This is a genomic window from Rhabdothermincola sp., from assembly GCF_036846205.1.
Taxonomy (GTDB): Bacteria; Actinomycetota; Acidimicrobiia; order Acidimicrobiales; family Acidimicrobilacustridaceae; genus Rhabdothermincola.
On sequence record NZ_DAIUCK010000031.1, the window covers coordinates 1 to 15,114 of the forward strand.

Consider the following 15,114-nt stretch of genomic DNA (forward strand, 5'->3'; position numbering starts at 1 on the left):
GTACCCACCTCGAGCACCCGCGGGAAGCCGGCCAGCCATTCGCGAGCCAGCGGGAGGATCTGCTCTTCGTACTCGGGATCGGCGCCCGCGGTGAACTGCTGCTGCCACCAGGCCGCGTGGCGTTCCCAGAGCTCATCGGTCACGTCCCCGCCCTCCCGAGAACGGCCGATCCTCCCGACCGTCGGTCGGTCACGGCTGCTGAGGCTCGCCGACCGTGGCCAGCCCTTCCCGCCGTGACGGGCTCGCTCGGCGGGAGGCGAGGTACACCGCGACGAGGGTGATGGCAGGGCCGATGACCCGCACGGAGTTGATGGGGACGTCGATCACGATCGGTGCCAGGAAGGGCATGACCAGCGCATACGGCACGGATGCGCCGAGCAGGAGATCCCGGCGATCATGCCACCAGAGCACCACCACGTACGCGCTGAACACCAGGATCGAGAGGGTGACCGCCAGGTAGACCCAGTCACTCGCGTCGGAGAAGCCGTGCCCCCACACGTCCAGGTATCCCGAGAAGGGAATCAGCCTGAACTCACGGACGCTCCCGCCCTGGTCGAACCCCGGTCGGGTGAGGACGTACGCCCTCCACCCGGCGGCGGCCAGGGCACCCGGCACGACCAGCGCCACCCGCTGGCGCCACGACAGCCCGCGAGCGAGGCCCGCCGCGACGAGGAGTCCGAGAAGGCTCGTCTCCTTCGCCAGGCAGGCGACGACCGAGGACGCGGCGACCAGATCGGACCGCCGGCGTTGGATCGCCCACATCGCGGCCACCACTCCCGTGAGTGCCAGCGCGTCGCTCAGATCGAACAGGAACGACAGCCACACGAGCGGGTTCGCCGCGAAGGCGTACGGCACGAACCTCGATCGCGTGCCCCGCGCCTCAGCCAGACGGCCGGTCAGGTAGGTCCCCGCGCCGATCACCAGCACGTTCGTGACCACCAGGCCCCACAACAGCGTGGTCTCCCCTCCCGCCCGCCAGGGTGCGGCCAGGAGTGGATAGGCGATCCGCTGCGCCCGGTACGCGGGACGGTCGAGTCGATCAGCCAGCGGCTGCCCTTCCAGCAGCAGCGGATCGCGGGCGAGCGACCAGAACCGCTCGCCGTCGTGTCCGATCAGGGCCCGCACGGGGATGTCCGGCCCGAGGAGCTCACGCACCAGCGGGAGCGCCTCGCTCTTCTCGCCGAGTTGGAGGAAGTAGCCGGGCCCCCCGCGCGAGGACGCCAGGATCAAGGTGATCAGCGCGAACGCCACCGTCGCCCTGACGGCCGCCTGGGTCGCCCCCCGCCCGTTGCCGGTCGCCTCTCCGATCAACCTCGCCTCACCCGCTCGTGGACCGCTTCGGCCACGGCGTCAGGCAACCAGCTCAGCGCCTGCAGATCCTCCAGCGATGCCCGCCTCACCGCGTTGACCCCTCCGAGCTCCTTCACCAGCCGCTTCTTGCGGGCCGGACCCAGACCCGGGATGCCGTCGAGCACCGAGGCCGTCATCCGCTTGCCTCGTAGCTCGCGGTGGTAGGACACCGCGAACCGGTGAGCCTCGTCGCGCACCCGCTGGAGCAGATACAGCGCCTCGCTCTGTCGCGGGATCCTCACCGGCTCCTCGCGGTCGGGCAGGTACACCTCCTCGAAGCGCTTGGCCAGTGCGGCCACCGGGATCTCCTCGTCGAGCCCCAGCTCTTCGAGCACCCGCACGGCCACCCCGAGCTGTCCCTTCCCGCCGTCGACCAGCAGCAGCTGCGGCGGGTAGGAGAACCGACCGCCGCGCTCGGCTACGGGACGCTCCCGTTCCGCCAGGTAGGCGCTCAACCGGCGGGAGAGCACCTCCTCCATCGCCGCGAAGTCGTCGTTGCCGGCGACGCCTCTGATCTTGAAACGCCGGTAGTCACTCTTGCGGGGCAACCCGTCCTCGAACACCACCATCGACCCGACGTAGTCGCTGCCCTGGATGTGGCTCATGTCGTAGCACTCGATGCGCAACGGCGCCTCGGGGAGACCGAGCGCCCCCTGCAGCTCGTTGAGGGCCCTGGCCCGGCTGTTGTGATCTGCCGCCCTGCGGAGCCGGTGACGGGCCAGCTCCTCCTTGGCGTTCTGGGTGACGGTCTCGAGCAGCGCCCGCTTGTCGCCCCGCTGCGGCACCCGGATCGTGACCTTCGAACCGCGCAGCTCCGACAGCCATGCCTCGTGCAGGGCCCGATCGGCGGACTCGTCGCACACCAGCACCTGCTTCGGCACGCCCATGGGTGGCTCCTCGCTGTAGAGACCCTCCAGCACCCGGTCCACCAGCTCACCCGAGCTCAGGTCCTCGGACCGGTCGAGCACGAAGCCCTTGCGCCCCACCACCCTGCCGCGGCGCACGTAGAACACCTGCACCGAGGCTTCCAGCTCATCCCCCGCGAGGCCGATGACGTCGAGATCCTCGGCCCGGTCGGCGACCATCTGCTGCTTCTCGACGGCCTTGCGGACCGCCGCCAGCCGATCCCGCAGCCGCGCCGCCCGTTCGAACTCCAGGTCCGCCGCCGCCGCCGCCATCTCTTTCTCCAATCGACGGATCACGGGATCGGTCTCGCCGTCGAGGAACTCGACCAACTCGGCCACGAGCCGGTCGTAGTCCTCCTTGGACACCTCGCCCACGCACGGGCCCGAGCACTTCTCGATGTGGAACAGCAGGCACGGGCGCCCGGAGCGTTGATGACGCAACAACTTGTTGTCGGAGCAGGTGCGGACGGGGAAGGTACGCAGCAGCAGGTCGAGGGTCTCCCGGATGGCGTAGGCGTGCGCATAGGGGCCGAAGTAGCGGGTGCCCTTGCGCTTGCGGCCCCGCATCACCATGGCCCGAGGCCACTCGTCGTCCAGGGTCACCGCCAGGAACGGGTAGCTCTTGTCGTCCCGCAACCGGACGTTGAAGCGGGGCTGATGCTGCTTGATCAGGCTGTACTCGAGCATCAGCGCCTCGACGTCGTTGCGGACCTGGATCCACTCGACCGACTCGGCGGTCTCCACCATCTGTGCGGTTCGAGGCGGCAGCGACGCCGGGTTCTGGAAGTAGCTCGAGAGCCGCTGGCGAAGGCTGTGAGCCTTGCCCACGTAGATCACCCGGCCCTGCGAATCCTTGAACTGGTAGGAGCCAGGGGCGTCGGGGATGGAACCGGGTGGCGGCCGTTCAACCACCCTTCCAGCCTAAGATCGCCCGCACCCCATGGAGGCCCGCACCCATCGACGATCGCCGGCCGCCGTGGTCGGCCTGGCGCTACTGGCCGTGGCCGTGATGGCGCTCCCGTTGCTCGCCGCGGGGCGCATCACCGCCCGGTTCGGTGATTCCGATGAGGGCATCAACGGGGCCGTGTGGGGAGCGAACAGCCGTGCGCTCCGTGAGCTCGGGGTGGTCGACTCCCGATTCGGTGGCCGGCGGGCCGACGGATCGCTCTACGCCAGCCACCCGCCCGGGATCGTCGCCGAGACGGCGGCGGCCGAGACCGTCTTCGGCGAGCGGGAGTGGGCCAGCCGCATGCCCGCCTGGCTCGGTTCGATGGCGGCGATGGTTCTGTTGTTCGTGCTCCTGCGCCGCCTCGCGGGCCCGCTGGTGGCCGGGGCGTCCACCGCAGCCGTCGCGCTCAGCCCCATGTTCCTGGTCTATGGCGTGATGCTCGACACCCCCGTGACGTCCTTGGTGTTCGGGCTCGGGGTCCTGCTTGCGTGGCACGCCGCCTGGGAAGGGCGCACCAGCCGGCTCACCAGACCGCCGGTTCTCGCCGGCGCGGCCTTCCTCGCCGCGCTGGCCGGCTGGCAGGCCACCGTGCTGGTCGCGCTCTGCGGGGCCTCCCTGCTGGTCCGCCACCTCCGTGACCGGGAGCGACCGTGGCCGCCCGGCCTCTGGTTGCTCGCGGGCGGCGCGACGGGGGCCGCGCTGTCGCTCTCGTGGGCCTGGTGGACCTACGGGAGCTTCGAGGTGATGCGTGACAAGTTCCAGGGGCGCTCCGCCGGCACCGAGGCGGCCTCGATCGCCGACATGGTGACCTTCCAGGTGCCGTGGATCCTGCAGCTCCTGGCGTTCGCGGTGATCGGGCTCGTCGGGTGCGGCGTCGCGCTCCGCTCGCCCCGCTACCGGCCGCTCGCCGCCATGTCGCTCGGCATCGTGGCGCTCTACGCCCTCGTGTTCCATGCCGCGTCGGCCGGCCACCAGTACTGGAACTACTGGGCGGTGCTGCCCGCCGCCGTGGGGTTCGCCTACGTGTTCGACCGGTTGGCGCGCGATGCCGGGACCAACGCGCCACTCGTGCTGGTGGGAGCGGTGGTGGCGATCGGCTTGGGCAACTGGCTGGTGGCCCCGCACCGAGCGGCCGACGAGATCGCCCGCGGGCACCGAACCGTCGATGCGCTGCTGGCCACCGAGCTCCCGGCGGATGCACAGGTGGTTCCCTACGTCGGCCAGGCGCTCCGGCCGGACTCCTGGATCCGCTACTACACCGGGCGCGCCGCCGAACCGGTGCAGAGCATCGAACAGCTCGACCAACTCGCGGCCACCCGACCGGACATGCCGGTGCTGGTGCTCGGCTGGTGCGCGGAGGACGATCCGGGCCGACCCTTCTGCGAAGCCGTGGCCGACGCCCTCGGCCGGGCGGAGCCCGTGGTGTTACCGGCGAACGCTCTCGTGCAACGCCTCGACGGCTCGTCCGGGCCGGCGGGATGACGGAGGGCTTCCGCGGCGTTGGACGGAACGAAGGCATACACTGACCTGAACGCCGGCCGGGCATCCGGCGACATATCGAGCCCCGAGACCGACATCCCCGTGGCGAGGCGACCCGGCTGTCCCCACCGGTCATATCGGGGTTCCCGCACCCATGGGGGTTCCAACGCACATGCTCCGGCTCCAACTGCCGCTACCCGAGCGCTACACCAGCGCATCACCCGAGGAGCTGGCCGATCGGATCGCGGCCGCCAAGACCGTGCTCGGCGATCGACTGTTCATCCTCGGCCATCACTACCAGCGTGACGAGGTCATGCGGTGGGCCGATGCCCGCGGTGACTCGTTCCGGCTCTCCGTCCTGGCGAAGGAGCACCCGCAGGCCGAGTACATCGTGTTCTGCGGCGTGCACTTCATGGCCGAGTCGGCCGACATCCTCACCGGCGACCACCAGAAGGTGATCCTGCCCGACCTCAACGCCGGCTGCTCGATGGCCGACATGGCCGACCTCGACTCGGTCGAGGAAGCCTGGCAGGTGCTCGAGCAGACCACGGACGTCTCGGGTGTCGTGCCGATCACGTACATGAACTCCTCGGCCGCGCTCAAGGCCTTCGTCGGCGAGCACGGCGGCGCGGTCTGCACGTCGACCAACGCCAGGGCCATCCTCCAGTGGGCGCTCGATCTGGGTGACTGGCGGGGCAAGGGCGCCGGCGGCCGTCAGGTGCTGTTCTTCCCCGACCAGCACCTCGGTCGCAACACCGGCTACCAGCTCGGCTACTCGGAGACCGACATGCGGGTGTGGAACCCGCATCTGGAGATGGGCGGTCTCACCGAGGCCGACCTCAAGGACGCGACGTTCCTGCTGTGGAAGGGTCACTGCTCGGTCCACCAGCGGTTCCGACCCGAGCACGTCGAGCAGTTCCGGGCCGAGCATCCCGGCGGGATCGTGGTCGTCCATCCCGAGTGCGCGCACGAGGTGGTGGAGCTCGCCGACCAGGTCGGTTCGACCGACTACATCATCAAAGCCGTCGCCGCTGCTCCCGCCGGTTCGGTGATCGGCGTCGGCACGGAGATCCACCTCGTGCAACGGCTCAACGACGAGACCCCGGACAAGACCGTGCTCTCGCTGGACCCGCTGATCTGCCCCTGCTCGACCATGTTCCGTATCGATGCCGCCCATCTGGCGTGGGTGCTCGACAACCTGGTCGAGGGTCGGGTGGTGAACCAGATCACCGTGGACGAGCGCACGAGCGAGTGGGCGAAGGTGGCGCTCGATCGGATGCTCGCCATCACCTGATGGAAGCTGCCCACTACGAGCAGGACGGTCTCTGGGGCACCGAGAGCATCTTCACGCCGGAGCACCAGTTCCCGAAGCTCGACGCCGTCGCCAGGCTCGTGCCCGGCGATGCCCGAACGGTCGTCGAGCTGGGTGCAGGCGACGGTCGGGTCCTGCACCACCTGTCGACCGTGCGGCCGGACCTCACGAGCATCGCGGTCGAGCGGAGCCTGGCCGCGCTCGGGCACGTCGAGCTGCCGGGTGTCCGCGCCAGCATCGACGCCATCCCCCTCCGCTCCCGATCGGTCGACGTCGCCCTCTGCTGCGAGGTGCTCGAGCACCTGCCGGGGCCGATCTTCGACGGTGCTCGCCGGGAGCTGGCACGCATCGCCGGTGACTGGATCGTGGTGACCGTCCCCAACCGTGAGAACCGGGCACGAGCAGAGATCCGTTGTGAGGCGTGCGGTTGCCGCTACAACGCCGATCGCCATCTCCGGTCCTTCGCTCCCGACGATCTGGCGACGCTCTTCGACGGCTTCGAGGTCGACGAGATCATCGAGACCGGCCCGCACCAACCGGTGTACCCGCGTTGGGCGCGACTGGCGCTCGAGCGGCGGGGGCTGTTGGTCCGTCCCGGCTCCCCTTCGTGCCCGCAGTGCGGTGCCGTCTACCCCTACGCGGTCGCCAACCACCAGATCGGTCCCGGCGAGCACCCTTCTGGCAGCCCGAGCCTCGGTGCCCGGGGCTACCGGTTGGCCCGCCGGTTCCTCCCCAAGGCCCGCCATCCCTACTACCTCTGCGCCCGGTTCCGACGCCGCTGAGGTGCGGTCTACGTCGCGGTGAGCACGGCGACCGCCGCGAGGATCGACGCGACGGCGGCCGTCACCGCCGGGAGCCAGCGGGGCATCGACACGCCTCGAAGCCGGCACGACATGGCATGTTCCCCGGTGAGGATCACGACGGTTCCCAGGCTGACGCACGCGGCCGTGGTCCGGAGACCGAATCGGGCGCCGGCGACGACCAGAACCGCGGTCCCGACGAGCCGGATGGTCTCCCATCCCACGACCACCCGTGCCCGACCGGCGGTGATCGCCTGGGCCACGGTCGTCCCGAGCAAGAGGCGCCACGGCACGGCGATGCTCAGGATCGCGAGCACCGGCGCCGTCTCCTCCCAAGCGGAACCGAGCACTCGTGGCAACAGGGGCGCGACCAGCAGGAGCACCACGGTTCCCGTCCCGCCGAGGAGCCAGATCCGGCGCAGCAGCGAGTCGTAACGGGTCTGCATCTGCGACGGGGACGCTGCCGCGAAGTCGACGAACGCGGTCTGGGTGATGGGGTTGGCGAGGAACGCAGGGAAGGCGCTGGCGAAGCGGAAGGCGATGACGTAGACCGACAGCACCTCGGCTCCCAGCAGCCACCCGATCAGCAGGTAGTCGACGTTGGCCACCAGATAGGTCATGACCTGACCGAGCCACTCGTCCCGCGAGCGGGCACGCTCGCCCCCCGCGGTGAACATCGCCGGCCAGGTGCGCACGAGGAGGCACTCGACCACGTGCTTCCCCACGAAGCCCATCCCCACCCAGCCCGGGGCGCCAGCGGTGATCGCCACGGCCACGCAGGCCGCGAAGAACAGACCTGCACCGCCGATCTCGGCGGCCACGACCTCCCGAACCGCTCCCAGCTTCAGCGCGGCCGCCTTGCGGACGTAGGCCTCCGCGCTCAGCAGCCAGATCAGGCCGGCGGAGGCGATCACCGCGCCCGTCGAACTGCGGAGTGCGAGGCCACCCGCGACCGCCACCAGAGCCAGCACCCCATCCACGAGACGCAGGCGCTCGAGGCTCCGGCGGGCGAGACGCCCCGACGGTGCGAGGCGGTACACCGCGAAACCCACCCCGAAGTCCGAGACCTGCACCGCCAGGGAGTTGACGATGAACAGCACGGCGACCGGTGCGAAGCCGTCCGGCCCGAGGACCCGGGCCAGCAGCAACGAGGCGAGCCCGAGCGCAGCCTGGTCGATGATCCGGCTGAACGTCAGCCACCGGAGCAGGCCGCCTCCGGGCCGCTCGAGCGCGGCCGGGGCGTTCTCAGCGGCGTCCATGCCGGAGGAGTTCCCCCCATGCCCCGAGTGTCCAACCACCAGCGACCGCGGCGGATGCCCCCAGGCTGACCAGGTGGCCGGCAGCGGAGGTGGAGGGACCCCGAGGTCCAGCGATCTCGAACAGCGCCGCTGACGCAGCGGTCAGGGCGGCGGCCCTCCGCGCCCGGCGTGGCCGGGTGAGTGACAGGGCGACCGCGGCCGTCCCGACCACGGGCGCAACCAGCATCGCCACCTGGCGAGGCCGTGGTCGATCACCGGTCTCCCGCCAGTAGCGGACCTTCCAGGAGCCGAACCGCTGGTACTGGCGGAACAGATCGCCGAGCGACTCCCGGGGGCGGTAGCCGACCTCCATCCCCGCCTCGAACCACACGATCCCCCGCTGCGACATGCGGCGGTTCAGCTCGAAGTCCTGGTTGGTCGGGAACCGCTCGTCCCACCCGCCGGCAGCGCGCAGGTCATCCGTGCGGAACGCGCCGAGGTACACGGTGTCGGTCGGGCCGCTGGGCGCGCCTCGCCGGTATCGGGCCAGGCCCATCCCCCATCGGTTGTTGAGGGCCCGGGCGATACCGGTGGCCGTCGGCGACAGGTCCCGCGGAACCGCCACCTGGGCACCGCCGACCACCGCCACCTCCGGGCGCTGCACGAGCACCTCGGCACAGCGCCGCACGTAGTGGCTCGGGATCAGGCTGCGGGCATCGACCCGGCACAGCACCTCACCCCGCGCCTCGGCCAGCCCCAGGTTGAGGTTCGACGGCGTGTCGCCCCGGGGGTTGCGCACCACCACCGCCCTGGCCAGATCAGCAGCCGCCAGGTGCCTCTCCGCCAGCTCCGCGGTGCGATCCGTCGAGGCTCCGTCGACGACCACCACCTCCAGGCGATGGTGAGGATGGTCCTGGGCGAGGATGGCGTCGAGGCAGTCCCCGATGTCGCGCTCCTCGTTACGAGCCGGCACGACGACGGTGACCAGCGGCGCGCTCACCGGCCCTCCCGTCCCAGCACGCTGCGGATCGTACGGCCGACGATCCGCAGGTCGAGAGCCAGGCTCTGGCGCCGCAGGTAGTAGAACTCGTACTGGAGCTTCTCGAGGGCGTCGCGCTCGTCGCCCGCGTAGCCGTACTTCACCTGTGCCCAGCCGGTCAGCCCGGGGCGCACGAGGTGGCGCAGGTCGTAGAACGGCAGCTTCTGGCTCAGCTCCTCGACGTAGCGAGGCTGCTCGGGCCGCGGCCCCACCAGACTGAGATCGCCCCGCAGGATGTTCACCACCTGAGGGAGCTCGTCGAGGTGAGTCACCCGCAGCACCCGCCCGAACGGCGTGATCCGCGGGTCCGCCTCGACGGTCCAGCCGGTCGCTGCCTCGTCGGGTCCGGCGCGCATGGTGCGGAACTTGAGGATCTCGAAGTGCTGGCCGTTCTTGCCCACCCGGGTCTGCCGGTACAGCAGCGGGCCGCGGTTGGCGACGAGGTTCCCGATGAGCACCACCGGTGTGAGCAGTGCCAGCAGGACCAGCCCCACGATGCCGAACAGCACGTCGACCACCCGCTTGACCCGCCCGTAGCGGGCCCGGTGCAGCTCGCCGATGTCGAACATGAGCGACACCCGCTCGAGCTCGCTGACCGGCAACATCCCCAGCCATTCCTCGTAGAACAACGACAGCGTGCGGATCCGCAAGCCGGACTCGTGCATGGCGGCCGCCTGGGCGACGATCGTCGGCGAGGCCTGCGCGTCGCGGTCCAGCACCAGCAGATCGATCCGGTCACGGCGAGCGCGCTCGACGAGGGGCTCGATCCCTCGACCGTTCGAGGCGGCCGCGTCGACCGGGAGCACCTCGATCACGATCGCCGGCCGTTCCGGGCTCCGGGCCACGTCCTCCCGGAGCAGGGACGGGTCCACGGTGTCGCTCACCACCAGTACCCGGTCGCCCGTCACGGCCGGCACACCAGCGCCGGCCAGCGCGACGCACACCAGGTACCAGGGCACGAGCAGGATGGCGCTGCCGAAGACCACGAATCGGGGCAGCAGAGCCTCCCCGAGGAACAACTGCACGATCGACACCACGAACGCACCGGCCCCAGCCGCGGCCACCGACGTGGTCACCGCTTGCCGGGGTGAGCGCGGGAGGTCCGGGAGACCGAGTCCGTAGGCCACCACCGCGAGCACCGCGATGTACAGCAGCGACCAACCGAACCGGGAGGTGCTCGTGTAGGAGTAGGGCGGATCGGCGATGGCGCGGCTGTGGTACACCGAGAGCCCGACCACCGCGGTGACGATGCCTGCGTACAGCAGCGGGCGCGCTGCTCGCCGCACGCTCAGCTCCGCTGGCCGAGCAGGGGCGCGAGGAACTGGCCGGTGTAGCTCTCCGGCGTCACGGCGACCTTCTCCGGTGGCCCTTCGACCACGACGGTGCCTCCTCCACTACCGCCCTCGGGTCCGAGGTCGATGATCCAGTCCGCGGTCTTGATGACGTCGAGGTTGTGCTCGATCACCAGCACCGTATTCCCTTGATCGACCAGTCGGGAGAGAACCGTGAGGAGTTTGCGGATGTCCTCGAAGTGCAGGCCGGTGGTGGGCTCGTCGAGGATGTAGATGGTGTGACCGGTGGAACGCTTCGCCAGCTCGCTGGCCAGCTTGACCCGCTGGGCCTCGCCCCCGCTCAGGGTGGGAGCCGGCTGGCCCAGCCGGACGTACCCCAGACCGACGTCGACGATGGTCTGCAGGTGGCGGGCGATCGACGGCTGATTGGCGAAGAACTCGAGTGCCTCCTCGCAGGACATCTCGAGCACCTCGGCGATGTTGCGATCCTTGAAGGTGACATCGAGGGTGTCGCGGTTGTAGCGAGCCCCCTTGCAGACCTCGCAGGGCACGTACACGTCCGGCAGGAAGTGCATCTCGATCTTGATGGTGCCGTCGCCTGCGCAGGCTTCGCAGCGCCCGCCGCTCACGTTGAACGAGAAGCGACCGGGGAGGTAGCCCCGCACCTTCGCCTCGTGGGTCTGGGCGAACAGCTTGCGGATGTGGTCGAACACACCGGTGTAGGTGGCCGGGTTGCTGCGGGGGGTACGACCGATTGGGGACTGGTCGATGTTGATGACCTTGTCGAGGTGCTCGATGCCGTCGATACCCCTGTGGAGGCCGGGCGGGATCTTGGAGCGGTAGATCCGTTGCATCAGCGCCCGGTAGAGGATGTCGTTGACCAGCGTCGACTTGCCCGATCCCGACACACCCGTGACCGTCACGAAACAGCCGAGTGGGATCTCCACGTCGATGTCGCGCAGGTTGTGCTCCCGGGCACCCCGGACGACGAGCCATCCCCCTGCCGGCTGGCGACGCTGCTCGGGCACGGGGATCGACCGCGTGCCAGCCAGGTACTGGCCCGTGAGTGAGCTCTTGGCACGCAGCAGGCCCTTCACCGGACCCGAGTACACGATGTCGCCGCCGTGTTCGCCCGCGCCGGGGCCGATGTCGACCACGTGGTCGGCGACCCGGATCGTGTCCTCGTCGTGCTCCACCACCAGGACCGTGTTGCCGAGGTCCCGCAGGCGCACGAGGGTGTCGATGAGGCGGCGGTTGTCACGCTGGTGCAGCCCGATGGAGGGCTCGTCGAGGACGTAGAGCACTCCAACCAGGCCGCTGCCGATCTGGGAGGCCAGGCGGATCCGCTGGGCTTCGCCCCCGGCCAGGGTCCCGGCGGAGCGGCCCAGGGTCAGGTAGTCGAGGCCGACGTCGAGCAGGAAGCCCATGCGGGCGTTGATCTCCTTCACCACCCGCTCGGCGATCAGCCGATCACGCTCGGACAGCTCGAGGCCCGCGAGCACCTTGGCCGCTTCGCCGATCGGCAGATCGCAGATCTCCGCGATCGAACGGCCGTCGATCGTCACCCCCAACGAGAACCGGTTCAGGCGGGCCCCACCGCAGTCGGGGCACGGGACCTCCCTCATGTAGCCCTCGACCTGCTCGCGCTGCGCGTCGCTCTCCGCGTCCGCGTGCCGGCGCTGCAGGTAGGGCACCACGCCCTCGTACGCCGCGTGGTACGAGCGCTGGCGCCCGTACCGGTTGCGGTACCGCACGTGCACCCGGGTGCCCCCGCCGCCGTGGAGCAGCAGCTTCTGGTGCTTCTTCGGCAGCTTGCGCCACGGCGTCTGCGGGTCGATGCCGTACTCCTCGCAGACCGCGTCGAGCAGCCGCCGGAAGTACTGGGTGTGCGCCGAGGCCCACGGCGCGATGGCCCCCTCGGCGATCGACAGCTCGGGGTTCGGTACCACCAGCTCCGGGTCCACCTCGAAGCGGGTGCCGAGCCCGTCGCAGTGCTGGCACGCGCCGTAGGGAGAGTTGAACGAGAAGTTCCGGGGCGCGAGCTCATCGAAGGACAGACCGCACGTGGGACAGGCCAGGTGCTGGCTGAAGGTGAGCGTCTCCTCCTCACCCTCGCCCTCACGGGGCACGAGATGCACCTCCGCCACCCCGTCCGCCAGCCGCAGCGCGGTCTCCAGTGAGTCGGTGAGCCGCCGCTCGATGCCGGCCCGCTTGACCAGCCGGTCGACCACCACCTCGATGGTGTGCTGCTCGTAGCGCGCCAGGTCGACCTTCTCGGTGAGCTCGTGGAGCTCACCGTCGACCCGGGCCCTCGAGAAGCCCTGGCGGGCGAGGTCGGCCAGCAGCGTGTCGTAGGTGCCTTTCCGGCCTCGAACCACCGGGGCGAGCACCTCGAAGCGCGTGCCGTCAGGAAGCTCGAGCACCCGATCGACGATCTGCTGCGGGGTCTGGCGGGTGATCACGGTGCCGTCCTCGGGGCAGTGGGGCACGCCGATGCGGGCGTAGAGGAGGCGGAGGTAGTCGTAGACCTCGGTGATCGTCCCCACGGTGGAGCGGGGGTTGCGCGAGGCGCTCTTCTGGTCGATCGAGATGGCCGGTGACAAGCCCTCGATGAAGTCGACGTCGGGCTTGTCCATCTGACCGAGGAACTGGCGGGCGTAGGCGGAGAGCGACTCCACGTAGCGCCGCTGGCCCTCCGCGTAGATGGTGTCGAAGGCCAGCGACGACTTCCCCGAGCCCGACAGCCCCGTGAACACGATGAGGCGGTCGCGGGGCAGCTCGAGGGAGATGTTGCGCAGGTTGTGCTCGCGAGCACCCCGAACGACGATCGTGTCGGCCACCGAGCCAGCTTACCGGCCGCTCATCGAACGTCTGTTCCTACGATCGCTGGTAGACGATGGCGTACCACGGGGCCGCCGAGACGACCCGCACCGCCTCGCGGACCGTCCATCCGTCGACCGCTGCCGGCTGTTCATCGGCCGCCAGGTAGGTGGCCACGGTCACTTGCTGGATGCCCAGGTCCCGGACCTGGTCCATCACCCGGCCCAGGTCGTCGCGCGGCACCAGCAGCCACCGGCCCTCGTCCAGGTGCCGCCACGCCAGCCGGGGGATGAGCCGCTCGGTGGCGACGACCACCGGGGGCCCGCCATCGCCGCTGGTCATGGTGGCGGCCACCGCCGCCACCCCCTCGGTCAGCTCCGCCGTGCGCTGGTGGGACCCGCGGAGCGCCGCCACCCCCGTGATGCTGACGGCCACGGTGCACACGGCCAGTGCGCCGGCGGTGAGGCGCCGGGTGTCGGCCGGCAGGCCGAGCAGGCTCCGCCACAGCGCGGCCACCGCGACCGGCACCACCAGCACCAGGCCGATGGCGAAGTACCGGCCTCCCCACTCTCCGGTGCCACCCCGCTCGTACTGGGTCAGGATGACGGCCGCGGCGAACAGCCCGCTGACCGCGAGCAGTGCGCCCGCGAGCCCGGCGGTGTCCTCCCGGCGGAGGCTGGCCAGCCCGGCGGCGAGCACCGGGAAGGCCACCAGGAGCCCGGTGACCGTGCCGTGCTCCCCGCTCACCGCGGCGAGGAGCGCGAGCACCGCCGCCGCGCCCGCGCAGGCGGCCGCCAACTTCCCGAAGCGGGGAGCGCGCGCCGCCACCGCCGCGCCGGTGACCAGCAGCAGCACGACGAACAGGAGCTCCTCGTCCCCGAACCCGAACCAGGTCGTCGTGAAGCCCGACACCCGCCCACCGAGCCCTCCCCCGGAGGACCCCGTCGCTGGGATGCTGACGCTGGCCGTGCCCAGGATGGCCTGCACCCAGATCCGGTTCAGCCCGAACGCCACCGCCGCCGCGCCGGCCAGGGTGACCGCGACCACGGCGTCGTCGAGCGATCGCCGTCGGGCCCATCGCCAGCCGATGACGATGGCCCCGGCCCCCGCCAGCAGCAGAGCCTCCTGGCGGATGCCCACCGCGACCAGCACCGCTGCCGCGGCGACGACCAGCAGGGCGGACCGCCGCCGCTCGTACCAACCGAGCACGCTCACCGCGGCCACCGCGACGCAACCCGCGGCGAGCGCATGGGCCATCACCAGGTAGGCGTCGAACAGCAGCGGGCTGCCGGCGCCGATCAACCAGAAGACCGGGACCACCAGCTCCGGGCGCAGGCGCCTGGTGATCGTCGCCGCTCCCCATGCGGCCGCGACCGTTCCCGCGAGGCTCAGCCCGACCACCGCGCCCATCCCACCGAGCGCGTAGAGGCCCGCGACGAGCACGGCGTAGAGGGGCAGCTTGGCGTACGGGGCGAACCGGTCACCGGCCCGAGCGGCCCGGTCGAGCGGGTACCAGACCAGGTCCGGATCCGCCTCGGGGAACGGGTGCGGAGCCAGCCACCCCTCGCCGGTGAGGAGATCGTCCGCCTGGGCGAGCACCGCCCCCTCGTCCGCGGAGAACGAGGAGTCGAGCCCGACCAGCGGTGCCAGGCACACCAGCACCGCCACCAGCGCGACCACGTGCGGCCACAGCCGAACCGGCCGCGCTGGCCGGACCAGAGCGCCGGTCGTCCCGGGCCGCGGCGGCACGGCATCGGCCGTCACGGCGCGAGCATCATGCGCAGCTCGTCGCGGGCTAGCCGTACCAGCCCGACACGTCCGCGATGACGTGCACCGAGCCGCGGTTGTTGAAGATCGACACCTTGCCCGAGGTGCCGATCCTGGCGGTGACCGCGTTGGGGATGGTCCAACCCGCCTGCCAGTTCAGGCT

General features: G+C 70.7%; 10 protein-coding genes. 3 read left to right on the forward strand and 7 right to left on the reverse strand.

Going from position 1 to position 15,114, the window contains the following annotated elements; genetic code table 11:
* Positions 1 to 189: 189 nt before the first annotated feature.
* Positions 190 to 1,311: a hypothetical protein gene (locus V7004_RS06485; RefSeq protein ID WP_334142860.1), complete on the reverse strand. Its 1,122-nt coding sequence runs from the start codon at positions 1,309 to 1,311 to the stop codon at positions 190 to 192.
* A complete protein-coding gene (uvrC, locus tag V7004_RS06490; RefSeq protein ID WP_334142861.1) occupies positions 1,308 to 3,167 on the reverse strand; it encodes an excinuclease ABC subunit UvrC in 1,860 nt (619 codons plus the stop codon). Before uvrC ends, V7004_RS06485 begins: the two co-directional genes overlap by 4 nt.
* Before the next feature lie 28 nt (positions 3,168 to 3,195).
* Here uvrC and V7004_RS06495 point away from each other — a divergent pair, with 28 nt between their 5' ends.
* From V7004_RS06495 to V7004_RS06505, 3 genes are all read left to right on the forward strand, one after another.
* Entirely contained in the window at positions 3,196 to 4,686 is a 1,491-nt protein-coding gene (locus tag V7004_RS06495) for an ArnT family glycosyltransferase (RefSeq protein WP_334142862.1), read from the forward strand.
* Between the two features lie 169 nt (positions 4,687 to 4,855).
* Positions 4,856 to 5,977, forward strand: a complete 1,122-nt coding sequence (gene nadA / locus V7004_RS06500; protein WP_334142863.1) for a quinolinate synthase NadA — start codon at positions 4,856 to 4,858, stop codon at positions 5,975 to 5,977.
* Positions 5,977 to 6,777 (forward strand): class I SAM-dependent methyltransferase, encoded by an 801-nt coding sequence (locus V7004_RS06505; protein WP_334142865.1) that lies wholly within the window; start codon positions 5,977 to 5,979, stop codon positions 6,775 to 6,777. The genes nadA and V7004_RS06505 overlap by 1 nt, the downstream gene beginning before the upstream one ends.
* 8 nt (positions 6,778 to 6,785) lie before the next feature.
* On the opposite strand, the gene V7004_RS06510 is transcribed toward V7004_RS06505, so the two are convergent.
* The 5 genes from V7004_RS06510 to V7004_RS06530 are packed head-to-tail and all read right to left on the reverse strand — an operon-like array spanning position 6,786 to position 14,864.
* Positions 6,786 to 8,054 (reverse strand): oligosaccharide flippase family protein, encoded by a 1,269-nt coding sequence (locus V7004_RS06510; protein ID WP_334142867.1) that lies wholly within the window; start codon positions 8,052 to 8,054, stop codon positions 6,786 to 6,788.
* Complete coding sequence (locus V7004_RS06515) at positions 8,041 to 9,033, reverse strand: glycosyltransferase family 2 protein (RefSeq protein WP_334142868.1); 993 nt, start codon at positions 9,031 to 9,033, stop codon at positions 8,041 to 8,043. The genes V7004_RS06510 and V7004_RS06515 overlap by 14 nt, the downstream gene beginning before the upstream one ends.
* Positions 9,030 to 10,358, reverse strand: a complete 1,329-nt coding sequence (locus V7004_RS06520) for a sugar transferase (protein WP_334142869.1) — start codon at positions 10,356 to 10,358, stop codon at positions 9,030 to 9,032. The genes V7004_RS06515 and V7004_RS06520 overlap by 4 nt, the downstream gene beginning before the upstream one ends.
* A 2-nt stretch (positions 10,359 to 10,360) precedes the next feature.
* On the reverse strand, positions 10,361 to 13,204 hold the full coding sequence (uvrA, locus tag V7004_RS06525; RefSeq protein ID WP_334142871.1) for an excinuclease ABC subunit UvrA: 2,844 nt from the start codon (positions 13,202 to 13,204) through the stop codon (positions 10,361 to 10,363).
* 37 nt (positions 13,205 to 13,241) lie between these two features.
* Positions 13,242 to 14,864, reverse strand: coding sequence for a hypothetical protein (locus tag V7004_RS06530; protein ID WP_334142874.1), 1,623 nt, complete (start codon positions 14,862 to 14,864; stop codon positions 13,242 to 13,244).
* Between the last annotated feature and the right edge of the window lie 250 nt (positions 14,865 to 15,114).